This window comes from Dechloromonas sp. H13, from assembly GCF_009469615.1.
Classification (GTDB): domain Bacteria; phylum Pseudomonadota; class Gammaproteobacteria; order Burkholderiales; family Rhodocyclaceae; genus Azonexus.
Map to the genome: position 1 here is coordinate 123,791 of NZ_SSXX01000005.1, position 21,738 is coordinate 145,528.

The following is a 21,738-nucleotide window of genomic DNA, read 5'->3' on the forward strand; positions in this document are numbered from 1 at the left end:
CCATGACCTACATCCCGACTTATGCGGTCGACGCCCCGGAACGGGCAGAAATCGACGCCCTCCCCGGTTCCCTGCTGCTCGAATTCGGCGTCGACTGGTGCCCGCACTGCCAGGGTGCGCAGCCGGCCATCGAAGCGGCCCTGCGCGACTATCCCGACCTGCGCCACGTCAAGGTCGAAGACGGACCCGGCCGCCCGCTGGGGCGCTCGTTTCGCGTCAAGCTGTGGCCGACGCTGATTCTGCTGCACGACGGGCGGGAAGTCGCCCGCGTGGTCAGGCCGACCGATGTTTCCGAAGTCAGCGAGATCCTGTCGACTATTGCGGCCTGCTAAGCGCTAGACGCCGGTCTGGCGCCGTGCCTTGACGCGGGCAATTTCGTCGAGCTGGAAGCGCAGCGCGGTGATCGCGTCGCGTTCGGCATCGTCGAGCTGCTCCAGCTTGACATGCTTGATCAGCACCGCCAGCGCGTCGCCGATGCGCCCGAGCTGCTTGCCGTAACTGCCGACCTCGTCGAGCACTTCCTGCTCCAGATCGGGGTCGCTGCTGCGGCCGAGGTTGATATTGACCAGGCCAACCTGACTGCTGGCCGACCCGAAGGTCCAGCTCCACGGATTGATCGCCTGCGTGACGTCGCCGGAGAGCGGCAGACGACCGGTCTGCCACGCGGTGAACGGGTTCTGCAGATAGCTCGACCAGGACAGCCAGGGGTTTGCGGGCGGCTGCGCCGGCGAGGCAAGGCGCGGGACGAAATTCGGCATGGCGGATCTCCTTTGTAAAAGGTTCGCTGCAGATCTTCTGGCAACCCGCCGGCGCATGCAAGATGAATGATGCGACGCCGGCCGCAGCCAGCCTCAGATCATTCCGCCGTTGATCGAGATCACCTGCCCGGAAATGTAGGCCGCCTGCTCGGAGGTAAGGAAGGCGACGAGGTCGGCGACTTCCTCCGGCGTACCGGCACGCTGCATCGGCACCAGCCGCTTGATCGCCTCGGCGTCGAAGGTGTCCTCGCTCATCCCGGTGGCGATGATGCCGGGCGCCACGGCGTTGACCGTGACGCCGCGGCTGGCCAGTTCGAGCGCCAGCGACTTGCTGGCGGCGTGCAGGGCGCCCTTGGCCGCCGAGTAATTGACCTGGCCGCGATTGCCGGCGACGGCGGCGACAGACGAGATATTGACGATGCGCCCCCAGCGGGTGCGGAGCATCGGCAGGGTCAACGGCTGCGTGACGTTGAAAAAGCCGTTCAGCGAAACGTCGACCACGGCATGCCACTGTTCGGCCGACATGCCGGGAAATACCGCGTCGGCGTGGATGCCGGCGTTATTGACGAGAATCTGGATGGGGCCGGCTTCGAGCAGCCGTTCCAGCGCGGCGGCCGTCGCCGCGCGCTCGGTGACGTCGAAGGCGACCGCCTCGGCACTGCCGCCACTGGCAAGGATGTCGGCGACGACCGCCGCCGCCCTGTCCTGGCTGCGGTTGGCATGGACGATGACGTGGTGGCCGGCGGCAGCCAGGCGGCGGCAGATCGCTGCGCCGATGTCGCCGCTGCCGCCGGTGACGAGGGCGCGTTTCATCATTGGTTTTCCTTTCCGGCCGCGGCGTCGAGGATGACGGCGGCACGTCCTTCGAGCAGACAGCGGCCGGCGTGGCTTAACGCAAACTGGTAAAGGACGTGGTTGCCGTCGCCGGACAGGCGCTCGGCGGTGATGGTCAGTTCGCCCGCCAGGTCGTCGAGGCGGGCGACATGCAGCTGCACGCCGCGCACGCTGGCCAGGTAGCCCTGGCGCGGCGGTTCGTCGGCGGCGGCGAGCAGCGCGCCGTGCACGGCCATCGCCTGGGCGGCGTATTCGATGCCGGCCACCGCGCCGAGCCGGCCGTCGGCGCGCAGCGGGTTGGCCGGATCGGCATGGCTGACAGCGCGGCAGGAAATCGCCGTTTCCGACCAGTCGACCACGGCGTCGAGCAGGCACATGGCGCCCTGGTGCGGAATGCGGGCGGCGATCCCGGCGTGGTCTAGCATGCCTGCAGGTCGACCTTGAGCTGCAGCGGCGGCAGGTAGTCGAGGCTGACGCAGCCCGATTCGCCGCGGGCGAGCAGGTCCAGAAGCGGCAGGCCACGCAGCGCCGGGATGGTGGCGCGCAGGGTTTCCAGCACCGGGTCGGCCAGCGTGGCCGGTGCGCTTTCGTCGAGGTGGATGGTGATGTGCGCCAGCGAGCGGGCGCTACGTTCGGGCGTCAGCAGCAGCGCGATGCCGGCGACGTCGGGCAGCGGGCGCTTGCTGTGCAGGGGTTCGGGGTATTCGCTGTCGTAGGCGATCAGCAGCGTCGGCTGGCGGTCGACGACGACCTGGCCGAGAGCGTCGAGCAGCCCGGCGCCGAAGCTGGCGTCATAGGCGCAGAGTACCTGGCACGGCGCCCGCGATTGGGTGGCGATGCCCCAGTAGCCGGCGGCGGCGTTATGCACCGAGTTGTGGAAGCGGGTCGGCGAAATCTGGCGGTCGTCGCTCGCCAGCTGTTCGCACAGCGCGTGGCAGTTGTGGCCGTCGGCACCCGAGGCGGCGAAGACGGTGGCCAGCGTGGCGACGTCGGCAGCGGCATGGGCGGCGGCTTCGAGGCCGATGGTCAGCGCCAGCTTGATGACGCGGCTGGCCCGCCGACGCTCGGCCGGCGGCAGGATGGTCGGCGCCTGAAGGACAGAAGGTGCGGTGCCGATGGCCTGCTCGCCGCGCAGCACGGCACGGGCGCTCGGCCAGTCGGGCAGGCCGGGGGCGAGGAAGCCGACGCCGTCGATCCAGGCGCTGAGCGGCATCGCGTTCATTCGGCCGCCTCCTTGTGCGTCATCACAGCTTGACCGTCCACGTGTCGGCGACGGGCGACACTCGCGGCCGGGCGCATCCCCACTGCGTGGGGCCCCTGCTTCCTGCTCATGTCGCCACCCCCAGGATCAGGCTGCAGTTGCTGCCGCCGAAGCCGAACGAGTTGCTCAGGGCGCGGCGGATGTGGCCGTCGCGGCTGTGCAGCAGGTAGGCGAGCGGCAGTGCCGGGTCGGGCGTTGCGGTGCCCGGGCTGCCGGGCAGCAGGTCGTGCGTCAGCGCCAGCGCGCAGATCACGGCTTCGACGGCGCCGGCGGCGCCCAATGTGTGGCCGGTGGCGCCCTTGGTCGAGCTGCACGCGACGCGGCTGCCGAATAGCGCGGCGACTGCCTTGCCCTCGGCGGTGTCATTGGCCGGCGTCGCCGTCCCGTGCAGGTTGATGTAGTCGATGTCGGCCGTGGCGAGCCCGGCGGAGCGCAATGCGCTTTCCATGGCCAGGCGGGCGCCGAGGCCTTCCGGGTGCGGCGCCGACATGTGGTAGGCGTCGCTCGATTCGCCGCTGCCGAGGAGCAGGACGGCGCCGGCCGGCGCCCTGGCCGGGGCGCGTTCGAGCAGCGCGAAGGCGGCACCCTCGGCGACCGAGATGCCGTCGCGAGTCGCGTCGTAGGGGCGGCACGGCCGGGACGAGGTCAGTTCGAGCGAGGCGAAGCCGTAGAGCGTGGTCAGGCACAGCGAGTCGACGCCGCCGACGACGGCCGCGTCGATCACCCCGCAGGCCAGCAGGCGGGCGGCGGCGGCGAATACCTTGGCGCTCGACGAGCAGGCGGTGGATACGGAAAAAGCCGGCCCTTCCAGCGCGAAATACGCGCGCGTGAATTCGGCCAGAGAAAAGGCGTTGTGTGTGGTGCGGTAGTTGAAGTCGTCGGGCAGCGCGCCGCTCGCCGGGTCGCGCCGGCGGTAGGCGAGCTCGGTCTGCAGGATGCCGGCGGTGCTGGTGCCGAGGAAGACGCCGATGCGCCGCTTGCCGTAGCGGGCGGCCGCCGCGCGCACGCGCTCGCCGAAGCCGTCGGCTTCGAGGGCCAGGGCGGCCAGGCGGTTGTTGCGGCAGTCGTAGGCGGCGAGCGTTTTCGGCAGTTTCTGGGCGTCGACCGCAGCGACCTCGCCGATCCAGGTGTCGAGCCGGACCGTCTCGAAGGCGCAGGGCCGCAGGCCGCTGCGGCCGGCGCGCAGGGCCGCCAGCATGGCCTCCAGCCCGTGGCCGAGACAGGTCGTTGCGGTGTAGGCGGAGAGAAGCTGCGGAGTCACGTCGGACCTCGAGTCGATCAGGCCCGAATTCTAGACCAGAACCCGGGGTGCCGGTGTCGGACTCAGGCGGTGGGCGGCCCGTCTACCGCGGTGGCCAGTGTGACCGGACGTAGCCCGTGCTCGGCGATGCTGCGCAGCAGCCCGGGGAGGACGGCGAGGATCAGCGGCTCGCCTTCCGGAGTGCGGCCGGCATGGCCGTCGTGCAGGAGCAGGATGTCGCCGGCGGCGAGGCGCCTGGTCAGGCGTTCGTGCACCGTGTGCGCGGCGCCGTCGCGGGTGTCGTAGGGACGCCGCGTCCACGCCGCGAGGCGCAGGTCGAGGCCGGCCAGCACGGGGTCGAGCAGCGGGCTGCGCAGGCCGGCGGTCGGCCGGAAGAAGCGTGGTGCCTGCCCGGTCAGGTCGGCCAGCGTCGCCTGGGCGGCGGCGATGTCGGCGCGCATGCGCGCCATGCCGAAGGTCGAGAAGGCCCAGGAATGCGAATCGCCGTGGTTTTCGACGCGGTGGCCGCGGGCGGCGATGGCGCGGCACAGCGCGGGATGGGCGCGGGCGCGGCGGCCGATGCAGAAGAAGCTGGCCCGGACCCCGGCGGCGTCGAGCAGGTCGAGGACGCGCGGCGTGACCTCGGGGTCGGGGCCGTCGTCGATGGTCAGCGCGATTTCGCCGCGGCCGGCGGCGGCCGGCGGCAGGCGCGTCAGGTTGGGGCCGAGCACGCTCGAGCGGGGCAGCAGGCCGGCAGCGGTGAGCGCCAGATGATTGAGGCCGAGCGCGCCGAGCGCCCACGGCCAGGCGGCCGGCGCGGCGACGAGGCCGAGGGCGGCGGCGCCGTGCAGCGCGAACGAAAGCTTGATGGCGGGCGAAGGTTTCCAGGGCTGCGGCATGGCGTCAGGCGGAAAAGTGGCCGAGATCGAGGAAATGTTCCCACAACTGCTGCCACACCGGCCATTCGTGGCCGCCGGGAACGACGGCGCGGGCGGCCGGCGGGAAGCGTTCGGCGATCCGTTGCATGCCGGCAGCGAAGCGGTCCTCGCGGCCGTAGCCGACGAAGATCGGCAGGCCGGCCGGCGGGTTCTGCAGCCAGCGCCACATGCGGAATTCCGGATCGGCCAGTTCTTCCGCGCTCGCCTGCCAGCGGTCGAGGCCGCCGGCGCGGTCGATGGCGGCGGTGGTCAGGCGGCTGCCTGGATACGGCGCGAGCAGGCAGAGGCCGTCGACGCTGCCCGGCGTGTCGGCGGCGTGGCAGAGGGCGAGCAGGCCGCCGAGCGAGATGCCGCCGAGCCAGACCTTCCGGTAGCCCTGGCGGCGGGCCGGGGCGAGGATCTCGTCGTGCACGGCGGGCAACGCAGCGCCGGCGGAAATGGCCGCCAGATCGAGGTCGACCGCAACCAGGTCGAGCGCCAGGCGGCGCCGGGCGACGGTGGCGAAGAAATCGGCGGCGACGAAGTCCGCCGCGCGCATGTAGGCGCCGGGCAGCAGCACCAGCAGGTTGGGCGCGCCGCTCGTCTGGCGCAGGGTGGGCAGCGGATCGCTCATGCGCCAGTTTCACGTGGAACGAAGATCGCCGCCAGCAGCAGCGCGAGGATGGCGCCCGGTCCGACGGTGACGCCGATGGCGTGCAGCATCGGCACCTGCGACAGGCCGAGGGTGCCGAAGCCGATGGCGGTGGTCAGGTTGGCGACCCCCATCGAGGCCAGCGTGTCGGGGTCGGGCGGACCGTCGGCGCCGGCGAAGAACAGCGCGTAGTTGGAGCCGACGGCGACGATCAGCAGCATGCCGACCAGGTGCAGGAGGTGGAGGCGTTCGCCGCTCAGGTGCAGGCCGGCGACGGCGAACAGCACGGCGAGCGCCAGCGGCAGCAGGACGGCGGCCAGCCGGCGCGGCGAGCGCAGCGTCGCGGCGAGCAGGACGACGATGGCGGCAAGGCCGGCAAGGGCGAGGTGCACGGCTTCGTGCAGGTAGTCGTGGTAGAGGGTGTCGAGTTCGCCCTTGAGGTCGAGGGCGAGCGCGCCGCTGCCGGCGAGCGCCTGGCGTACCGCGGCGAGGCCGGCCGCCGGGTCGCCGTCGGCCAGGCGCAGCGGCAGGACGGCGCTCCAGCCGCCGGCGCGCGGCAGCAGCAGCGCATCGACGGCCAGGCCGGGGCCGCTCCCGGCCAGATCGCCGCGAGTGATGTCGGGCGCCTGGCGGGCGGCGGCGACGTCGGCGACGAAGCCCGCCAGCTTGCCGGCGGCCAGCGGCGAATCGGCGAGCGCCGCCTGCAGCCGTGGCCACAGTTCTTCGGCGGCCGGCAGGCTGGCGCGCCGTGCCGCCTGCTGCGCCTGGCTCGGCAGGAAGCGCGCCGGGCTGTCGTAGCCGGCGATGGCGCCGGCGGCCTGCAACTCGTCGAGCACCTGCCCTGCCCGCTCGGCGGCCTGCAGCGCGGCCTCCTGATCGACGCCGCCGACGACCACCAGGAAGCGCGCATCGGACGTGCCGAGGTCGGCGCGCAGCGCCGCGTCGGCGGCGGCATCGGCGCGGCTGGTGGTGCTCAGCACCGAGAGCTCGGGTGCCCACAGGCGGTCGCGTTCTCCGGCGAGGTAGGCGGTGGCCGTCAGGGCGAGGACCACCGCTGGCCAGCGCAGGCGGCGCAGGCGGTGCATGGCGCCCTGCAGGGCGCCGCCGAGTGCGCCGAGGTCACGCGCGGCGACGTGCTCGCCGGCCAGCTGCGGCAGCACGTAGCGGGTGACGACGGCGGCCGTGGCGACGCCGCTCAGGGCGTAGAGCCCAAGCTGGGCGAGGCCGGGGAAGCCCGAGAAAAGCAGCGCGCCGAAGCCGCAGGCCGAGGTCAGCACGCCGAGCCGGATGGTCGGCCAGAAGCGCGCCTGCCACGCGGCGAGACCGCCGCGCCGCGACTGCACGAAGTAGTAGATCGAGTAATCGACGGCCTCGCCGATCAGCGCCGAGCCGAAGCCGACGGTGATGCCGAACACCGTGCCCCAGGCCAGGCTGACGGCGACGATGCCGGCCAGGGCGCCGGACAGCACCGGCAACAGGCCGAGCCCGAGCAGGCGCGGCGAACGGTAGACGAAAAGGAGGACGGCGACGATGGCCAGGGTGCCGATCGCCGACAGACGCGAGACGTCGCCCTTGATCGTCGCCCGCGACTTGACGGCAAAGAGGCCGGGACCGGAAAGCTGCAGGCGGGCGTCGGCGACGCCGGCCGCCGCGGCGCTCGCCGCGAACTGCGCATGGATGGCCGCGATGGCGGCTTCCTGGCCGTCGGTGTCGGCGCCCGCCGCGCGCGTCTGGACCAGGAGCAGCGCCCGTTCGCCGTCGGGCGAGGCCCAGACGCCGTCGCGGCTGTTGGGCTGGGCGCCGGGGTCAAGCTGGCGCAGCACTTCGAACAGTTCGCCGGTCGGGTCGCGCGGCAGCAGCGGCTTGAGCAGCAGGCCGGCCGGCGAGGCGAGGCGGTCGATGCTGTCGGAAATTGCCGTCCGCAGGCCGTCGACCGTGAAGCGTCCGGGCGTCACGGCCGGGCTGAGCAGGTAGCGGTGGCGGAACAGGAAATCGCGGTCGGCGTCGCGGCTGCCGGCTTCGCCGTTCTGCACGGCGACAAATTCGGGCATTCCGGCGAGTCGACCGCGCAGGTCGCGCGACAGCGCGGCGCGCTGCTCGCCGTTGCCGCCGGCGATGGCGACCATCAGCAGGCGGGCGACGGCGCCCTCCTTCAACTGTTCGACCAGGACCTGCTGCCCGGCGCTCGGACGGGCCGGCAGGAAGAACGACATGTCGGCGGTGAAGCGGCTGCTCCAGACGACGGCGGCGCCGGCCAGCATGGCGAGCAGCCAGAGCAGGAAGGCGCGGCGGCCGGCGCGGCTCATCGCTCGGCGAGCGGTTCGATGAGCATCAGCGAGCGGTCGCCGTCGGCCTGCAGATACTCGATGCTGCGGATGTGGTCGCGGCTGCCGCTGATCGTGATGCGCTGGACCAGGCTGGCAATCCGCTGGTCGCTGGGCAGCAGTGTGAGCACCCACTTGTCCGGGTTGCCCGACAGGTGCAGGAGATAGTTCTTCTCGAGCGCGCTCCGGTTGCCGTTCAGCGTGCCGCGCAGGCTGTCGACGAAGGCGAGTGCTTCCGGCTGGCTGGCGAGGTTGATACTCAGTTTCTGCTTCTCGCGCTCGATGCTCAGCGTGTCGCGGTCGAGCCGCAGGGTTTCCTGCTTCGGCGTCAGCGTGCGCTTTTCCAGGCGGTCCGGGGCGCCGTAGGTCAGCTCGCCGGTCGCGACGAGTGGCCGGTCGAGCAGCGCGATGTATTTCGTCTCGACGAATTTCGCCCTGCCCCCCTTGTGCCGGGCCAGGTCGTTCATCAGCTGGCCGATGTCGAAGGCGGCCATGGCCGGCAGGGCGAGGCCGAGCAGCAGGAGGCCGGCGCAAAATCGCTTCATGGGTTGTTCTGCCAGAAATCGAAGAAGTTGAACCAGTTGTAGGGCGCCACCCGGCAGAAATGCGTCAGGCGGTCGGCGTAATTCTGCATCGCCGCGCGGATTGCCGCATCGCGTTCGGCGCGCGGCGTCGCCGAAAAATCGGCGAGCGGCTCGAAGTGGATGCAGTAGCGGTTGCCGCCGAGGTAGAGGCCGGTCATGAAGAACACAGGCCGGCCGAGCATGGCCGCGGTGCGGAAGGGGCCGAGCGGAAACGGCGCCGGCGCGCCGAGGAACTGGCAGTCGACCGTCGCGTCGTCGCCGAGGCCGCGGTCGGCCAGCATGCCGACGAGGTAGCCCTGGTCGAGCCTGTCGCGCGCGGCGAGCATCGATCCCATGTGGCCGAGGGCGATGATGTCGTCGCCGGCCGCCGGGTTGATCGCCGCCAGCGTGGTGTTGATCTTGCGCGCGTTTTCCTCGTACATCAGCATCGCCACCTTGAGCCCGGCGCGGCCGCGGCCGACGGCGCGCAACACCTCGAAGCTGCCGAGGTGGGCGCCGATCAGCAGCGCCCCCGGCTGGCGGGCGAGCGCCGCGTGCAGCGCCTCGGCGCCGACGACCTCGATGTCGAACAGGTCGAAGCGGTCGTTGAGCAGGTAGATGCGGTCGTGGATGGTGCTGGCGAAGCTGAAGACGTGGCGGAAGCCGTCGCCCCAGCCGGCCCAGCGCCCGAGCGCGCGGTTGAGGTAGGCGCGGCTGTAGCGCCGGGCGCGCGGCGCGAACAGCACGTAGTAGGCGGCGATGCCGTAGAGGACCAGGCGCCCGACGCGGCGCCCGAAGGTCAGCGAGATCCACACCATCAGGCGGAGGATGGCGAGGTTGCTTTTTTCCTGCTGGCGCCGCCAGTCGGCACCGGCCGGTCGTTCGCGGCTCATTGCGCGGCGGGCGTCAGGCTGCCGGCGGCCACGGCACGCTCCCCGGCGCGCACGGTGAAGGCGATGGCGCCGCCCGGCCTTTGGTCGAGCGCGAAGGTGAGCACTTCGCCGGGCCCGGCCGGGCTGAAGAACTTGGCGTTGCCGATTTGCCAGGCGCCGTCGGCCGCGCCGCGCAGTTGCCCGGCAAAGGCGATGGCACGGTCGAGCAGGACGACGCCGGGAACGATCGGGCGGCCGGGGAAATGGCCGGCGAAGGCGGGATGGTCGGCGGGCACCGGCCAGGCGAATTCAGCGGCCGCCATCGTGGACCTGTTCGGCATAGAGGGCCTGCAGGCGTTCGCGCGGCAGCTTGCCGGTGCTGTTGCGCGGCAGCGCGTCGAGCAGCACCAGCGGCCGCGGCAGGAAGACCGGGTCGAGGCGCTGGCGCAGGTCGGCGACGAGCTGCCGGCGGCTCAGGCCGGGGGCGACGACAAAGGCGCAGAGACGAGCGATGCCGTCCGCCGTCTCGGCGTCGGGGAGGAAGAAGGCGGCATCGACGACGCCGGCGATGGCGGCGATCTGGTGGTTGAGGTAGGCCAGCGAGGTCCGCTTGCCGGCGATGTTGACCATGTCGGCATTGCGGCCGTGGAGCAGGAAGCGGCCGTCGGCGCGGATCTCGATCAGGTCGGAAAGCGGCACCCGGCCTTCGACGTGGCCGCCACTGGCGAACGTCGTTTCGTCGGCCTGCTCCAGCGCGACGCCGGGCAGCAGCTCCCAGGCGAGGTCGGCGGTGGTGCGCCGGCTAGCCAGCTGGCCGCTTTCGGTCGAGCCGTAGATTTCGTGGAGCGGCGCCTGGCATGCCGCTTCGGCAGCGCACGCCAGTTGTTTCGAGAGCGGTGCGGTAGCCGAGAGCAACAGGTCGACGGCGGGGATTTCGAGGCCGGCGGCCAGCAGCGCCGACAGGTGGAAGGGGGTCGTCACTAGCAGGCGCGGCGCCGGCACGGCCTGCAGCGCGGCGACGATGTCCTGCGGGTAGAAGGGCTTGCCGGACCAGAACGGCGAGTGGCCGTGCAGGGCGAGCAGCACCGTCGATTCGAAACCGTAGCTGTGCTGCGCCGGCACCGTGCCGACGATGCTGTGCGGCTGCCGCAGCAGGCCGAGGCGTTCGGCTTCGACGCGGCCGTTTCGCACCAGCTTGCCCCAGGTCTTGTCGTGGGCGACCGGGCGACCGGTCGAGCCGGAGGTGAACAGCCGGGCTGCGATCAGCTCGGCCGGGATGGCCGGGATTTTTGCCACTTTTGCGGCGTCGACCGCAGGCATCGCCGGAAAGACGAAGCGCGGCAGGTCGAGGCTGTCGAATTCGCCGTCGCTCAGGCAATAGACGTCCGGGCATTCGGCGGCGATCTGGCGCAGCGTTTCGGCCGACTGCGAGGCCGGTTGCAGGCTGGTCTTGCCGCGCAGCAGGCCGGCTGCGAAGCCGACGGCGAAACGGTAGCGGTCGTGGCAGACATTCAGTTGGTGCCGACCGGCCGGTAGCAGGGCGGCGAGTGCTTCGGCGTCGGCGATGAAGTCGCGGACGCGGACCGGCCCGTCGGCGCGCCAGGCGAAAACGTCGTCGAGGCTGGCGTGCCCGAGCAGCGGAACGAGGTTCATCACCGGTCCGGCGGCGGTGCCCGGCGCGCCTTGCCGGCGCGGAAGGCGCGGATCGTGTCGGCGATGCTGGCGCGCTCCGCGGGCGGCAGGACGAGGTGGCGGCACAGGTGCTCGGCTGCGAACATCGCCAGGATCAGCGGCAGCATCAGGAAGTTGGCGAAGACCGACCAGACGGCGGCCGGCGCCAGCAGGAAGAGGCCGGTCGAAATGGCGGCGACGGTGACGAAGAAGCCGGTCCACGCCACCGTTACCTGCCGCGTGTAGCGCAGTTTGGCCGGCGACAGGCCTTCGGGATGGGCGAAGCGCGCCAGCTGGGTGATCAGCGGCTCATGGCCGGCGCCCAGCGTGCGGCCGAAGACGACGGCGAACGCCAGGTTGGTTCCGACGTGCTCGACGTAATGAAGCAGTGCGCCGTTCTCGCGCAGTTGTGGCCAGGCCCAGGCCAGCAGGGCGAGCGCCGCGAGACCGCCGCCGGCGATCGCCAGCGGGTTGCCGAGTCGCCGCAGCAGTATGGCGGCGACGATGACGATCGGTGTCGCGGCGAGCGCGGTGGAAAAATCGGAGGTGCCGCCGATGCTGTTGCGATGGGCGAAGACCGCCCACGCCACGGCCAGGCCGCCGAAGGTCGCGCTGCGCAGCAGGCTGGTGGCGCCGGCCGTGCTCATTTCGTCCGGTGCGTCGCGATATGGGCGGCGAGCGCGCGCAGCGACGAGAAGATGCGGACGTTGTCCTCGTTGTCCGAACGCAGCTGGAATCCGTAGCGTTTGGAGATGACCAGCGCCAGTTCGAGGATGTCGATCGAATCGAGGCCGAGGCCTTCGCCGAACAGCGGCGCCTCGGGGTCGATGTCGCCGGCGCCGATCTCGAGATTGAGCGCGCTGACGACCAGTTCGGCGATTTCCGGCAGGAGGGCGGCGATGGCTTCGGGGGTGGCTTGGGCAGACATGATGGGAACGATCCGTTAGGGTTGGCCGGGAACGGCGCGGAACGCGAGGACCGCGTTGCTGCCGCCGAAGGCGAATGAGCTCGACAGGGCGGCGCGCAGCGGCTGGCCGTGGCGCGCCGTGGTGACGTGGTCGACGCCGGCACAGGCCGGATCGAGCGGGTCGAGGTGGGCGGTGGGCGGAATGGCGCCGGTGCGCAGGGCGAGCACGGTGACGATGGCTTCGAGCGCCCCGGCGGCGCCGAGCAGGTGGCCGTGCATCGACTTGGTGGCGCTGATCGCCGGCCCGCCGTCGCCGAACACCTCGCGGCAGGCGGCGATCTCGACCGGGTCACCCTCGGCGGTCGCCGTGCCGTGGGCGTTGAGGTAGTCGATGTCGGCGGCGGCCAGCCCGCCGTCGGCGAGCGCCGCGCGCAGGGCGCGCACCTGGCCGTCCGGCGCCGGACGTACCAGGTGGCTGTGGTCGCAGGTCGTGCCGTAGCCGGCCAGCTCGCCGTGGATGGTGGCGCCGCGGGCGACGGCGTGGTCCCAGTCCTCGAGCACCAGCGCCGCCCCGCCCTCGCCGAGCACCATGCCGCCGCGTCCGGCGGCGAACGGCCGGCAGCAGCGCGCGGCGCTTTCTTCGTCGGCGCCGGCCATCACGCGCAGGGCCTCCCAGGCGCGGGCGACGGCGTAGGCCTGCGGCGCTTCCGAGCCGCCGGCCAGCATCACCGGCGTCTCGCCGTCGCGCACGCGGCGGAAGGCCTCGCCGATGGCGATCGCCGACGAGGCGCAGGCGACGCTGTGGCAGGTGCTGATGCCGCCGAGGCCGAGCTGGATGGAAATCTGGGCATTGGCGGCATTGTTCATGCCGAGGACGATGGACAGCGGCGACACGCGGTCGCGTTCGCGCTGCCAGAGGTCGCGGTAGCCCTTCTCGAAGGCCATCACGCCGCCCAGCGCGCTGCCCCAGGCGACGCCCCAGGTTGCGCGCTCGGCGCCCGCCGGCGCGCGCGGCAGGCCGGCATCGTCCCAGGCGGCGAAGGCGGCGGCGACGCCGAGCCGGGCGAAACGGTCGAGCAGGCTGGCGAGCGGGCGGCCGAGCGCCGCTTCGGCATCGAAGTCGCGGCAGTCGACGAAGGGCATGGCGAGCGGTCGCGGCCGGTCGTCGGTCTGCAGGAAACGCACCGCCGATTCGCCGGCCAGCAGGCGTGCGAAGAAATCGTCGGGATCGCCGCCGAAGGGACTGACCAGACCGAGTCCGGTGATTGCCACGCGCCGTCGGGTCATGCCGTCAGCTTTGCGCGTCGCGCAGGCGATCGACCAGCGTCACCAGTTCGCCGACGGTTTTGGGGCTTTTCAGGTTCTTGTCGAGCGTCACGCCGAAGCGGTCCTCGCACTCGAAAACCAGCTCGAGCATCATCAGCGAGTCGACGCCGAGGGCGGCCAGCGCGGCGTCGGGAACCACCTGTCCGGGCGGAACGCCGAGGCGGCTGTCGAGAAATTCGCGGATCAGGGTCAAAGAATCCATAACACCATGAATTTTAGCCGAAAAACACATCATTTCGACAGTTTTGCAGTAGCATGGCCCGTCGCCAGCCGCCATTTCCGCCCTCTCCGATGCCCATCCCGCCGCCTTTGCCGGCCCCGCCAGCGGCGAACGACGCCCTGCCCTGGCAGCGCCGGGCGATCAACCGCCTGACCACCCTGTGGCCGCTCAAGGCCTGCGGGACGGCCGCCTTCATGCCGCTGTTTTTCCTGGGCTATTTCGGCGTCCTGCACTACCCCCTCTTTCCGGCGACGGTCATGCCGCTGACCGCGGTCGACGCCTGGGTGCCCTTCACGCCGGCCGCCTTCGGCTTCTACGCCGCGCTGTGGGTCTATGTCTCGGTGCCGCCGGCCTTCCTGCCCGACCGCCGCCAGCTGGTCGGCTACGGCCTGTGGATGGCGGCCCTCTGCCTGAGCGGCCTGGCGATCTTCTGGCTATGGCCGACCGCGGTGCCGCGCGCCGACATCGACTGGAACGCCTACCCGGGCATCGCCCTGGTCAAGGGCATCGACCTCGCCGGCAACGCCTGCCCCTCGCTGCACGTCGCGACGGCCGTCTTCTCGGCGGTCTGGCTCGGCCACCTGCTGGCCGGCATCGGCGCCCCGCGGGCATTGGCGGCGACGAGCTGGGCACTGTGCGCGGCGATCATCTGGTCCACGCTGGCCACCCGCCAGCATGTCTTTCTCGACGTGCTGGGCGGCCTCGCCTTCGGCCTGCTGTTCGCCGCGCTTTCGCTGCGCAGCCTCAGCCGGCCGCGCGCTGCAGCTGTTTGAGGAAGACGGCGGCTTCCTGGAAGCCGACCACGCGCAGCCCGGCGATTTCCCGGCCGCCGCGGTCGAAGAAGATGATCCCCGGCGGGCCGTAGAGCCCGAAGCGGGCGAGCAGCGCCTTGTCGTCCGCCGTGTTGGCGGTGACGTCGGCCTTGAGCAGCGTGAAACCGGCCATTTTCTCGCGCACCACCGGGTCGGCGAAGGTGAATTTCTCCATTTCCTTGCACGAGACGCACCAGTCGGCGTAGAAATCGAGCATCACCGGGCGGTCGACCGCAGCCAGCCGGGCGTCGAGTTCGGCCAGCGAGCGCACCGGCTCGAACGGTAGCTTCGTTTCCTGCGCCGCCACCGCCTGGCCGCGCAGGCCGGCCAGCGGCTGCAGCGGGTCGCGGCTGCCGGCCAGGGCGCCGATCAGCAGCGCGGCGCCGGTCAGCAGCATGACGATGCCGACGCCCTTCCAGAAGCGCTGCCAGCCCCGGGCGTGCGGCGGCAGCGGGTCGAGGGCGTGCAGGTAGATGGCGGGGACGATGAGCAGCGCCGCCCAGGCCAGCATCGGCACGACCGGCGGGACGACCGGCGCGATCAGCCAGATCGCGGTGGCCAGCAGCAGCACGCCGAAGCCCTTCTTGACGCCCTCCATCCACGGCCCGGTCTTCGGCAGCAGCGAACCGCCGGCGGTGCCGACGGCGATCAGCGGCGCGCCCATGCCGAGCGCCATGACGAACAGCGCCGTGCCGCCGAGCACGGCGTCGCCGGTCTGGCCGATGTAGAGCAGCGCGCCGGCGAGCGGCGCGGCGACGCAGGGGCCGACGATCAGCGCCGACAGGGCGCCCATGGCGAAGACGCCGACGCCGCGCCCGCCGCGCAGGTGGCCGGATTCTTCCGACAGCTTGCTCTGCAGCGCGGTCGGCAGTTGCAGTTCGTAGAAGCCGAACATCGAGAACGAGAGGACGACGAAGACCAGCGCAAAGGCGCCGAGCACCCAGGCGTTCTGCAGGGCGGCCGAGAGCAGCGTGCCGGTCAGCCCGGCGGCGATGCCGGCGGCGGCGTAGGTGACGGCCATGCCGAGCACGTAGGCGAGCGACAGCGCGAAGCCGCGGGCGTGCGAGGCCTTGTGCCCCTGTCCGGCGATGATGCCGGAGAGGATGGGGATCATCGGCAGCACGCAGGGCGTCAGCGCCAGGCCGAGGCCGGCGACGAAGAAGAAGGCGAGATTGGCCCAGAAGCCGGCGTCGCGCAGGATGCCGGCGATTTTGCCGCTTTCGTCGGCGTCGACCGCAGCCGGCGGCGGCGCGGCGGGCGTGCTCGCCGGGTCGGGCAGCGCCAGCGTCACCGTCTGCATCTGCGGCGGATAGCAGACGCCGGCATCGGCGCAGCCCTGCGAGGTGACGTTCAGCCGGAGCGGCAGCGTGCCGGAGGCATGGCGTTCGACCGGCAGGCGGATGGCGACGCTGTTGTAGAAGACCTCGACCTTGCCGAAATTCTCGTCGTTCTTTTCCTTGCCGCGGGGAAAGACCGGAGAGCCGAGCGTCACGCTCTCGCCGTCGACGGCGAAGCGGAACTTGTCGCGGTAGAGGTAGTAGCCCTTGGCGATGGCGAAGGCGACCTCGATGGTCTGCGCGTCGAGGGCGCGCGCGCTCGGCTTGAAGGCGACGGCCGGGTCGAGGAATTCGTCGGCGTGGACGAGCGAAACGAGCAAGGCGAAGAGGAAGAACAGGCGGCGCATGATCATTTGAGCGTTTCGGCGGCCACCCAGTTCAGGTAGGCCGGCAGGCCGCGCTCGACCGGCAGGGCGATGATCTCCGGCACGTCGTAGGGATGGCGTTCGCGGATCAGGGTTTCGAGGGCCGCGTAATTGGTTGCGGTCGACTTGAGCAGGAGCGGGATTTCCGTCGCCGATTCGACGGCGCCTTGCCAGCGGTAGACGGACTGGACGCGCGGCAGGATGTTGACGCAGGCGGCCAGGCGGGCCTCGACGGCGGCGAGCGCAATGGCGTTGGCGGTTTCTTCGTCCGGGCAGTTGGCGATGACGAGCAGGGTCTGGTGCATCGGCGGATTTTACTTGAGCAGGCGGCGGCGCGTCAGGCGCAGGGCGATGACGAAGGCTACGCCGGCGGTCGCCAGGAGCGCCATGATGTGGATCAGGGCATCGGCCGGCACCTGCCCGGCGAGCAGCGGACGCACCAGCGCCACGCCCTGGGCCAGCGGCAGCCAGCCGCCGACCGTCGCCAGCCAGCCGGGCAGCTGGTCGGTCGGGAAGAAGACGCCGGAAATCAGCGTCATCGGCGTGATGAACAGCGTGAAGTAGTACATGAAGAAGTCGTAGGACGGCGCCAGCGCGTTCCAGATCAGCCCGAGCGCGGCGAAAGCGAGTCCGGTGAGGACGATGGCCGGCAGCACCCAGAGTGCCAGCGGGCCGCTGGCCAGCCCGAGCGCGGCGACGACGACGAGGATGGCGGCGCCGGAAAAGAGCGACTTGGTCGCCGCCCAGAACAGCTCGCCGGCCACCACGTCGGCCAGCCCGAGCGGCGTGTTGAGGATGGCGTCCCAGGTTTTCTGCACGTGCATGCGCGAAAAGGCCGAATACAGCGCCTCGAAGGTGGCGGCGTTCATCGTCGAGGCGCACACCGTGCCGGCGGCGAGGAAGGCGACGTAGGAGCGGCCGTTGATTTCCGGCAGCATGGCGCCCAGCCCGTAGCCGAGGCCGAGCATGTAGATCAGCGGGTCGGCCAGGTTGCCGAGGATGGACGGCAGTGCCAGCTTCTTCCAGACCAGGAAGTTGCGCTGCCAGACCGGGAACCAGCGCACCGCCGGCGGGCGGACGGCGGCGCTCAGCATGCCGTCCGCGGCGTGGGCAGGACGCCGGTCATCGCCCGAACAGGCCCTTCAGCAGGGTACCGACGCCGGGCGTCGCGGCATCCTGGGCGGCGCCGGCGGCGGCCGCTTCCATGCCGAGGAACACGCTGTCGAAGGCGGTGACGTTGACCGTGGCGGTCCAGATCAGCGGCTTCTTCTCGCCCGGCTTCTGCGGCGGGTAGGAAAAGCCCTGCACCGGGCCGTGCGCGATGCCGGTCAGCATCGCCATCTCGCCCTTGGCGAAGATGCCCTCGGGGATGGTGCAGTCGTGCTGGCTGGCTGGCAGCATCGGGCTCTTGTTGCGTGCCGCCAGCCACATCACGACGTCCTTGTCGTTGCCGGCGGACACCGCCTGCAGGTCGTAGCCGCGGGCGCGGCCGAGGGCGGCCCAGGTCAGCGGGATGGCGGCCTTGAGGTCGCTCGCCTGGGCGCGGAGGTTCATCGGTTCGAGGAAGTCAAGGGCCGGCGTCAGGCTGAAGCGGATATCGTCGTTCATGAAGTTGGCCTTGACGACGTGCTCGCCGACGGCCGAGGCGCCGTCCGGGATGCCGCGGTAATTCTGGTCGCCGGCCGGCCAGCCGATGCTGCGCGGCGGCAGCGACGCATCGGGCGGCGCCCCGCGTCCGCGGCTGCGCCCCTGGCGCGCCATCGCCTGGACCTCGGGCGGCACCTTGCCGGCCATTGCCCGGAAGTCGATGATCTCCGGCTGCCCCTTCGGCACCGTCGGCGAGCAGCCCCAGTAGATCAGCACGCGGCCGTCCGGCTCGCCGTCGGGAGCGCTGCCGCCGCCGCTCCGCCGCTCGCCCTGGAGCGGCAGTTGCGGGCCGATGCGCATGGCCTCCGGCACGGTGTGCGCTGCCTGGTAACTGGCCGGCAGGTCGCTGGGCGCGGTCAGGCGCAGGTCCATGTTGCGGCTGACGCTGCTGCCACCGCCACCGCCGGACAGCATGCCCATGATGCCGCCCATGCCGCCGCCGGCACCCATGCCGGCATGCGTCGTCAGGCGCATTTCGTAGACGGTCGGCGCGGCCAGCGCCGGCAGGGCCAGTGCGGCGAGCGGGAGGGACAGCGTGCGCAGCAGGACGGACAGGGGACGGGGTTGCATGGTGTGGCCTCCGCGGGGTCGGGTTGGGGTCATGTCATTCTAGACCATCGCCATGGCCGGCCGGTTGCGGTCGACGCCCGCAAAAGGCCGATTTTCGCGGCCGCTCAGTCGCGCAGCTCGCGCCCGGTGAGCTTGATGAAGACGTCCTCGAGGTTCGAGGCGCGATGCACGTAGCGCAGGCCGGGCGCCTCGGCCAGGCGGGCGAGCAGCGGACGCGGCTCGCCGCAGTAGAAGAAGGCCGTCTCGCCGCTGGTCTCGACGCGCCCGGCGAGGTCGCGGTGGGCGGCGACGAAGGCCGGCAGGTCGCCGCCCGCCTCGTCGTAGACCTCGACCACCTGCGGCTCGATGTGCGCGGCGATCAGTTCGCGCGGGCTGCCTTCGGCGATCTTGCGCCCGTGGTCGATGACGATCAGCGTGTCGCACAGGCGCTCGGCCTCGTCCATGAAGTGGGTGGTCAGGATCAGCGTCTTGCCCGCCGACTTGAGCTGCTTGAGGCGCTCCCAGATCAGGTGGCGGGCCTGCGGGTCGAGGCCGGTGGTCGGCTCGTCGAGAAAGACGAGGTCGGGGTCGTTGACCAGCGCGCGGGCCAGCGTCAGGCGCCGCTTCATGCCGCCGGAAAGGGTGGCGATGCGCGCGTCGGCCTTGCTGCCCAGCCCGGCGAAGTCGAGCAGTTGCGGGATGCGCTGGCGCACGTCGGCGTCGGCCAGCCCGAAGTAGCGGCCGAAGACGAGCAGGTTTTCGGCGCAGGTGAAGTCGGGGTCGAGGTTGTCGAACTGCGGCACGACGCCGACCCGCGCCCGCGCCTGCTGCGCCGCGGCCGGAATGGCGTGGCCGTTGAGCGTCACGGTGCCGCCGTCGGGCGCGGTGAGCCCGAGGCAGAGGCGCAGCGTCGTCGTCTTGCCGGCGCCGTTCGGCCCGAGCAGGCCGAAGCAGCGGCCGGCCTCGACGGCGAACGAGAGGCCGGCGACGACTTCGGTGCCGCCGTAGGTCTTGCGCAGGCCAGCGGCGCTCAGTGCCGCCATGCGCGGGTGATGATGTCGCGGATCAGGTGCAGGCGACGGTGGAAGAAGTGGTCGGCGCCGGGCACGACGACGACCGGCAGGTCGAGCGGATGGGCCCAGTCGAAGACGTTGGCCAGCGGCACCGTTTCGTCGGCCGAGCCGTGGATGACGATGGTGTCGTGCGGCACGGCCTCGGTGTCGTACTGGCGGGTGCCCTCGACGAAGCCGGCGGCGGTGCCGACCAGCACCAGGCGCTGCGCCGGATGGCCGGCTTCGGCGAGGCGCTTGGCGACGCGCGTCTGGCAGTAGGCGCCGAAGGAGAAGCCGGCGAGCGCGACGGGAATGTTGCCGCAGCGGCACTTGGCGTCCTCGAGCACGGCGAGCAGGTCGTCGGTTTCGCCGCGGCCCTCGTCATGGATGCCCTCGGTGCCGCCGACGCCGCGGAAGTTGGGGCGGAAGGCGGCGTAGCCGAGGCTGACGAAGGTGCGCGCCAGCGTGTAGGCGACCTTGTTGGTGTTGGCGCCGCCGCCCAGCGGGTGCGGGTGGGCGATCAGGGCGATGCCCTTCGGCGCGTCCGGGCGCTCCATGATGACCTCGATCTTGCCGACCGGGCCGTCGATCAGGATTTTCTCTTCCGGGGCTTTCATATCCTCAGGCGCTCCACGACGCGGCCATGCACCAGGTGCTCCTGGATGATTTCCTCGACGTCTTCCTTGTCGACATAGGTGTACCAGACGGCTTCCGGGTAGATGACCATGACCGGGCCCTCGTCGCAGCGGTCGAGGCAGCCGGCCTTGTTGATGCGCACCTTGCCGGCGCCCTTCATCTTGAGCTGGGCGATGCGGTCCTTGGCGTAGGTCTGCATCTCGCTGGCGCCGTGCGCGTTGCAGCAGGTTTCGCCCGCTTCGCGCTGGTTGCAGCAGAAAAAGACGTGATGTTTGAAATGGCTCATCTTTCCTCCTTGGGGTCAGGAATTATAGTTCCCGCCTTCCGCCAACTGGGTGAAAATGACCGGCAACTTGTCCGGCTTGTGATCGTCATGCTCGAACTCGATGTCTATGGAACCCTGGTTGCCGCCTCGGCGGTGCTGCTGGTTGGACAACTGCTGGTGACGCGGGTGCGCTGGCTGTCCGCCTACACCATCCCGGAACCGGTGGCCGGCGGCCTGCTGGTGGCGCTGCTGATGCTCGCGCTGCGCAGCGGCTTCGATTTCCAGGTGCAGTTCGACACCAACCTCAGCGCGCCGCTGATGCTCACCTTCTTCGCCTGCATCGGGCTCAACGCCGACCTCGCCAGCCTGCGCAAGGGCGGCCGGCCGCTGCTGGTGTTTCTCGGCGTCGTCCTCGGCTTCCTCGTGCTGCAGAACGTGACCGGGCTGCTGCTGGCGACGGCGCTCGGGCAATCGCCCTTCTTTGGCCTGCTCGCCGGGTCGATCGCCCTCTCCGGCGGGCACGGCACCGGGGTGGCCTGGGGCCGGGTGTTCAGCGAGCAGCACGGGGTCGTCGCGGCGACCGAAATCGCCCTCGCCTGCGCCACCTTCGGCCTGGTGCTCGGCGGCATCCTGGGCGGGCCGGTCGCCAAGCATCTCATGCGCCGGGTGGCGCTGCCGGCGGACGGCGCCGGCGGGCCGCCGGAAAACACTTTCGAGAAGCCGCACGAGGTGCGCCTGATCACCGCGCCGGCGCTGATCGAGACGCTGGCCCTGATCTCGATCTGCCTGCTCGCCGGGCAGGCCATCGCGCGGGCGCTGGCCGGCAGCCTGCTGGAGCTGCCGGCCTTCGTCTGCGTCCTCTTCGTCGGCGTCGTGCTGCGCAACGGCCTCGCCGCACTCGGCTGGTACGACGTCTTCGAGCGCGCCGTGTCGGTGCTCGGCAACGTCTCGCTCGCCCTCTTCCTGGCCATGGCGCTGATGACCCTGCGCCTGTGGGAACTCTCGGCGCTGGCTCTGCCGCTGCTCGGCCTGCTCTTCGGGCAGGCGCTGCTGATGGTCGCCTACGCGGTCTTCGTCACCTTCCCGGTGCTCGGGCGCAATTACGACGCGGCGGTGATCGCCGCCGGCCATTGCGGCTTCGGGCTGGGGGCGACGCCGACGGCGATCGCCAACATGCAGGCGGTGACCGACCGCTTCGGCTCGGCGCCCCTGGCCTTCCTGGTGGTGCCGATGGTGGGGGCGTTCTTCATCGACATCGCCAATGCGATTGTGATCAAGCTGTTTCTGGCGTTGCCGGTATTTTCGGGTTGAAGGGCCGGGTTTTGTGCCCGAGGCGTGGGCGGGTTCTGAGGCGTCGGTTTCCGCGCCTGACGCGCGTCTTACTTTCTTCTTGCGTCGCCAAGAAGGAAGTAAGCAAAGAAGAAGGCGACCCTGGGTCGGCGCCGGCTGCGCCGGTTCCCTGCGCTACTCGCCTTGGGCGGGGGCTGCGCAACTCGGGCTGCGCCCTCAGACAGTGCTCGCCCTTTTTCC

26 protein-coding genes are annotated in these 21,738 nt (G+C 71.1%); 3 read left to right on the forward strand and 23 right to left on the reverse strand.

Going from position 1 to position 21,738, the window contains the following annotated elements:
- Positions 1–2: 2 nt before the first annotated feature.
- On the forward strand, positions 3–332 hold the full coding sequence (locus tag GH660_RS12525; protein ID WP_153147008.1) for a thioredoxin family protein: 330 nt from the start codon (positions 3–5) through the stop codon (positions 330–332).
- 3 nt (positions 333–335) lie between these two features.
- Here the strand turns inward: GH660_RS12525 and GH660_RS12530 are convergent, their stop codons facing one another.
- The 16 genes from GH660_RS12530 to GH660_RS12600 form a co-directional block, all read right to left on the reverse strand.
- Entirely contained in the window at positions 336–758 is a 423-nt protein-coding gene (locus GH660_RS12530) for a hypothetical protein (protein WP_228276486.1), read from the reverse strand.
- A 93-nt stretch (positions 759–851) separates the two neighbouring features.
- A complete protein-coding gene (gene fabG, locus GH660_RS12535; RefSeq protein ID WP_368666117.1) occupies positions 852–1,574 on the reverse strand; it encodes a 3-oxoacyl-ACP reductase FabG in 723 nt (240 codons plus the stop codon).
- On the reverse strand, positions 1,571–2,017 hold the full coding sequence (locus GH660_RS12540; protein ID WP_153147009.1) for a hotdog family protein: 447 nt from the start codon (positions 2,015–2,017) through the stop codon (positions 1,571–1,573). Before GH660_RS12540 ends, fabG begins: the two co-directional genes overlap by 4 nt.
- The gene (locus GH660_RS12545) at positions 2,011–2,814 is read right to left on the reverse strand and encodes a beta-ketoacyl synthase chain length factor (protein ID WP_153147010.1); all 804 of its coding nucleotides are present in this window, start codon (positions 2,812–2,814) and stop codon (positions 2,011–2,013) included. The genes GH660_RS12540 and GH660_RS12545 overlap by 7 nt, the downstream gene beginning before the upstream one ends.
- Before the next feature lie 106 nt (positions 2,815–2,920).
- Complete coding sequence (locus tag GH660_RS12550; protein WP_153147011.1) at positions 2,921–4,114, reverse strand: beta-ketoacyl-[acyl-carrier-protein] synthase family protein; 1,194 nt, start codon at positions 4,112–4,114, stop codon at positions 2,921–2,923.
- Between the two features lie 62 nt (positions 4,115–4,176).
- Positions 4,177–4,992, reverse strand: a complete 816-nt coding sequence (locus tag GH660_RS12555) for a polysaccharide deacetylase family protein (RefSeq protein ID WP_153147012.1) — start codon at positions 4,990–4,992, stop codon at positions 4,177–4,179.
- A gap of 4 nt (positions 4,993–4,996) precedes the next feature.
- Entirely contained in the window at positions 4,997–5,644 is a 648-nt protein-coding gene (locus GH660_RS12560; RefSeq protein WP_153147013.1) for an alpha/beta fold hydrolase, read from the reverse strand.
- Complete coding sequence (locus tag GH660_RS12565; RefSeq protein WP_153147014.1) at positions 5,641–7,968, reverse strand: MMPL family transporter; 2,328 nt, start codon at positions 7,966–7,968, stop codon at positions 5,641–5,643. Before GH660_RS12565 ends, GH660_RS12560 begins: the two co-directional genes overlap by 4 nt.
- A complete protein-coding gene (locus tag GH660_RS12570) occupies positions 7,965–8,531 on the reverse strand; it encodes a LolA-related protein (protein WP_153147015.1) in 567 nt (188 codons plus the stop codon). Before GH660_RS12570 ends, GH660_RS12565 begins: the two co-directional genes overlap by 4 nt.
- Complete coding sequence (locus tag GH660_RS12575) at positions 8,528–9,442, reverse strand: acyl-CoA synthetase (RefSeq protein ID WP_153147016.1); 915 nt, start codon at positions 9,440–9,442, stop codon at positions 8,528–8,530. Before GH660_RS12575 ends, GH660_RS12570 begins: the two co-directional genes overlap by 4 nt.
- Positions 9,439–9,744: a hypothetical protein gene (locus GH660_RS17920; RefSeq protein WP_194266312.1), complete on the reverse strand. Its 306-nt coding sequence runs from the start codon at positions 9,742–9,744 to the stop codon at positions 9,439–9,441. The genes GH660_RS12575 and GH660_RS17920 overlap by 4 nt, the downstream gene beginning before the upstream one ends.
- Positions 9,731–11,074 (reverse strand): AMP-binding protein, encoded by a 1,344-nt coding sequence (locus tag GH660_RS12580; protein WP_194266313.1) that lies wholly within the window; start codon positions 11,072–11,074, stop codon positions 9,731–9,733. The genes GH660_RS17920 and GH660_RS12580 overlap by 14 nt, the downstream gene beginning before the upstream one ends.
- A complete protein-coding gene (locus tag GH660_RS12585) occupies positions 11,074–11,739 on the reverse strand; it encodes a hypothetical protein (protein ID WP_153147017.1) in 666 nt (221 codons plus the stop codon). The genes GH660_RS12580 and GH660_RS12585 overlap by 1 nt, the downstream gene beginning before the upstream one ends.
- Positions 11,736–11,993, reverse strand: coding sequence for a phosphopantetheine-binding protein (locus GH660_RS12590; RefSeq protein ID WP_304523164.1), 258 nt, complete (start codon positions 11,991–11,993; stop codon positions 11,736–11,738). Before GH660_RS12590 ends, GH660_RS12585 begins: the two co-directional genes overlap by 4 nt.
- A gap of 42 nt (positions 11,994–12,035) precedes the next feature.
- On the reverse strand, positions 12,036–13,286 hold the full coding sequence (locus tag GH660_RS12595; RefSeq protein WP_153147019.1) for a beta-ketoacyl synthase: 1,251 nt from the start codon (positions 13,284–13,286) through the stop codon (positions 12,036–12,038).
- A gap of 4 nt (positions 13,287–13,290) precedes the next feature.
- On the reverse strand, positions 13,291–13,527 hold the full coding sequence (locus GH660_RS12600) for an acyl carrier protein (protein WP_153147020.1): 237 nt from the start codon (positions 13,525–13,527) through the stop codon (positions 13,291–13,293).
- A gap of 53 nt (positions 13,528–13,580) precedes the next feature.
- On the opposite strand from GH660_RS12600, the gene GH660_RS12605 reads away from it, so the two are divergent.
- Positions 13,581–14,318: a phosphatase PAP2 family protein gene (locus GH660_RS12605; protein ID WP_228276487.1), complete on the forward strand. Its 738-nt coding sequence runs from the start codon at positions 13,581–13,583 to the stop codon at positions 14,316–14,318.
- Here GH660_RS12605 and dsbD read toward each other — a convergent pair.
- From dsbD to GH660_RS12640, 7 genes are all read right to left on the reverse strand, one after another.
- Positions 14,290–16,041: a protein-disulfide reductase DsbD gene (gene dsbD, locus GH660_RS12610; RefSeq protein ID WP_153147144.1), complete on the reverse strand. Its 1,752-nt coding sequence runs from the start codon at positions 16,039–16,041 to the stop codon at positions 14,290–14,292. The genes GH660_RS12605 and dsbD overlap by 29 nt on opposite strands.
- Positions 16,042–16,043: 2 nt before the next feature.
- Complete coding sequence (gene cutA / locus GH660_RS12615; protein WP_153147021.1) at positions 16,044–16,364, reverse strand: divalent-cation tolerance protein CutA; 321 nt, start codon at positions 16,362–16,364, stop codon at positions 16,044–16,046.
- A 9-nt stretch (positions 16,365–16,373) separates the two neighbouring features.
- The gene (locus tag GH660_RS12620) at positions 16,374–17,153 is read right to left on the reverse strand and encodes an ABC transporter permease (protein WP_153147022.1); all 780 of its coding nucleotides are present in this window, start codon (positions 17,151–17,153) and stop codon (positions 16,374–16,376) included.
- 28 nt (positions 17,154–17,181) lie between these two features.
- A complete protein-coding gene (locus GH660_RS12625; RefSeq protein ID WP_228276488.1) occupies positions 17,182–18,276 on the reverse strand; it encodes a hypothetical protein in 1,095 nt (364 codons plus the stop codon).
- Positions 18,277–18,380: 104 nt separating this feature from the next.
- On the reverse strand, positions 18,381–19,298 hold the full coding sequence (locus GH660_RS12630; RefSeq protein ID WP_153147023.1) for an ATP-binding cassette domain-containing protein: 918 nt from the start codon (positions 19,296–19,298) through the stop codon (positions 18,381–18,383).
- Entirely contained in the window at positions 19,286–19,924 is a 639-nt protein-coding gene (locus GH660_RS12635; RefSeq protein ID WP_153147024.1) for an alpha/beta hydrolase, read from the reverse strand. The genes GH660_RS12630 and GH660_RS12635 overlap by 13 nt, the downstream gene beginning before the upstream one ends.
- On the reverse strand, positions 19,921–20,229 hold the full coding sequence (locus GH660_RS12640) for a ferredoxin (protein ID WP_153147025.1): 309 nt from the start codon (positions 20,227–20,229) through the stop codon (positions 19,921–19,923). Before GH660_RS12640 ends, GH660_RS12635 begins: the two co-directional genes overlap by 4 nt.
- 87 nt (positions 20,230–20,316) lie before the next feature.
- On the opposite strand from GH660_RS12640, the gene gltS reads away from it, so the two are divergent.
- A complete protein-coding gene (gene gltS, locus GH660_RS12645) occupies positions 20,317–21,519 on the forward strand; it encodes a sodium/glutamate symporter (RefSeq protein WP_153147026.1) in 1,203 nt (400 codons plus the stop codon).
- The last annotated feature ends 219 nt before the right edge of the window (positions 21,520–21,738 follow it).

Bases quoted from the DNA above. Each gene is read 5' to 3' on its own strand.
- GH660_RS12525 (WP_153147008.1), top strand. From the start codon at position 3: ATGACCTACATCCCGACTTATGCGGTCGACGCCCCGGAACGGGCAGAA.
- GH660_RS12530 (WP_228276486.1), bottom strand. From the start codon at position 758: ATGCCGAATTTCGTCCCGCGCCTTGCCTCGCCGGCGCAGCCGCCCGCA.
- fabG (WP_368666117.1), bottom strand. From the start codon at position 1,574: ATGATGAAACGCGCCCTCGTCACCGGCGGCAGCGGCGACATCGGCGCA.
- GH660_RS12540 (WP_153147009.1), bottom strand. From the start codon at position 2,017: ATGCTAGACCACGCCGGGATCGCCGCCCGCATTCCGCACCAGGGCGCC.
- GH660_RS12545 (WP_153147010.1), bottom strand. From the start codon at position 2,814: ATGAACGCGATGCCGCTCAGCGCCTGGATCGACGGCGTCGGCTTCCTC.
- GH660_RS12555 (WP_153147012.1), bottom strand. From the start codon at position 4,992: ATGCCGCAGCCCTGGAAACCTTCGCCCGCCATCAAGCTTTCGTTCGCG.
- GH660_RS12560 (WP_153147013.1), bottom strand. From the start codon at position 5,644: ATGAGCGATCCGCTGCCCACCCTGCGCCAGACGAGCGGCGCGCCCAAC.
- GH660_RS12565 (WP_153147014.1), bottom strand. From the start codon at position 7,968: ATGAGCCGCGCCGGCCGCCGCGCCTTCCTGCTCTGGCTGCTCGCCATG.
- GH660_RS12570 (WP_153147015.1), bottom strand. From the start codon at position 8,531: ATGAAGCGATTTTGCGCCGGCCTCCTGCTGCTCGGCCTCGCCCTGCCG.
- GH660_RS12575 (WP_153147016.1), bottom strand. From the start codon at position 9,442: ATGAGCCGCGAACGACCGGCCGGTGCCGACTGGCGGCGCCAGCAGGAA.
- GH660_RS17920 (WP_194266312.1), bottom strand. From the start codon at position 9,744: ATGGCGGCCGCTGAATTCGCCTGGCCGGTGCCCGCCGACCATCCCGCC.
- GH660_RS12580 (WP_194266313.1), bottom strand. From the start codon at position 11,074: ATGAACCTCGTTCCGCTGCTCGGGCACGCCAGCCTCGACGACGTTTTC.
- GH660_RS12585 (WP_153147017.1), bottom strand. From the start codon at position 11,739: ATGAGCACGGCCGGCGCCACCAGCCTGCTGCGCAGCGCGACCTTCGGC.
- GH660_RS12595 (WP_153147019.1), bottom strand. From the start codon at position 13,286: ATGACCCGACGGCGCGTGGCAATCACCGGACTCGGTCTGGTCAGTCCC.
- GH660_RS12600 (WP_153147020.1), bottom strand. From the start codon at position 13,527: ATGGATTCTTTGACCCTGATCCGCGAATTTCTCGACAGCCGCCTCGGC.
- GH660_RS12605 (WP_228276487.1), top strand. From the start codon at position 13,581: ATGGCCCGTCGCCAGCCGCCATTTCCGCCCTCTCCGATGCCCATCCCG.
- dsbD (WP_153147144.1), bottom strand. From the start codon at position 16,041: ATGCGCCGCCTGTTCTTCCTCTTCGCCTTGCTCGTTTCGCTCGTCCAC.
- cutA (WP_153147021.1), bottom strand. From the start codon at position 16,364: ATGCACCAGACCCTGCTCGTCATCGCCAACTGCCCGGACGAAGAAACC.
- GH660_RS12620 (WP_153147022.1), bottom strand. From the start codon at position 17,153: ATGCTGAGCGCCGCCGTCCGCCCGCCGGCGGTGCGCTGGTTCCCGGTC.
- GH660_RS12625 (WP_228276488.1), bottom strand. From the start codon at position 18,276: ATGCAACCCCGTCCCCTGTCCGTCCTGCTGCGCACGCTGTCCCTCCCG.
- GH660_RS12630 (WP_153147023.1), bottom strand. From the start codon at position 19,298: ATGGCGGCACTGAGCGCCGCTGGCCTGCGCAAGACCTACGGCGGCACC.
- GH660_RS12635 (WP_153147024.1), bottom strand. From the start codon at position 19,924: ATGAAAGCCCCGGAAGAGAAAATCCTGATCGACGGCCCGGTCGGCAAG.
- GH660_RS12640 (WP_153147025.1), bottom strand. From the start codon at position 20,229: ATGAGCCATTTCAAACATCACGTCTTTTTCTGCTGCAACCAGCGCGAA.
- gltS (WP_153147026.1), top strand. From the start codon at position 20,317: ATGCTCGAACTCGATGTCTATGGAACCCTGGTTGCCGCCTCGGCGGTG.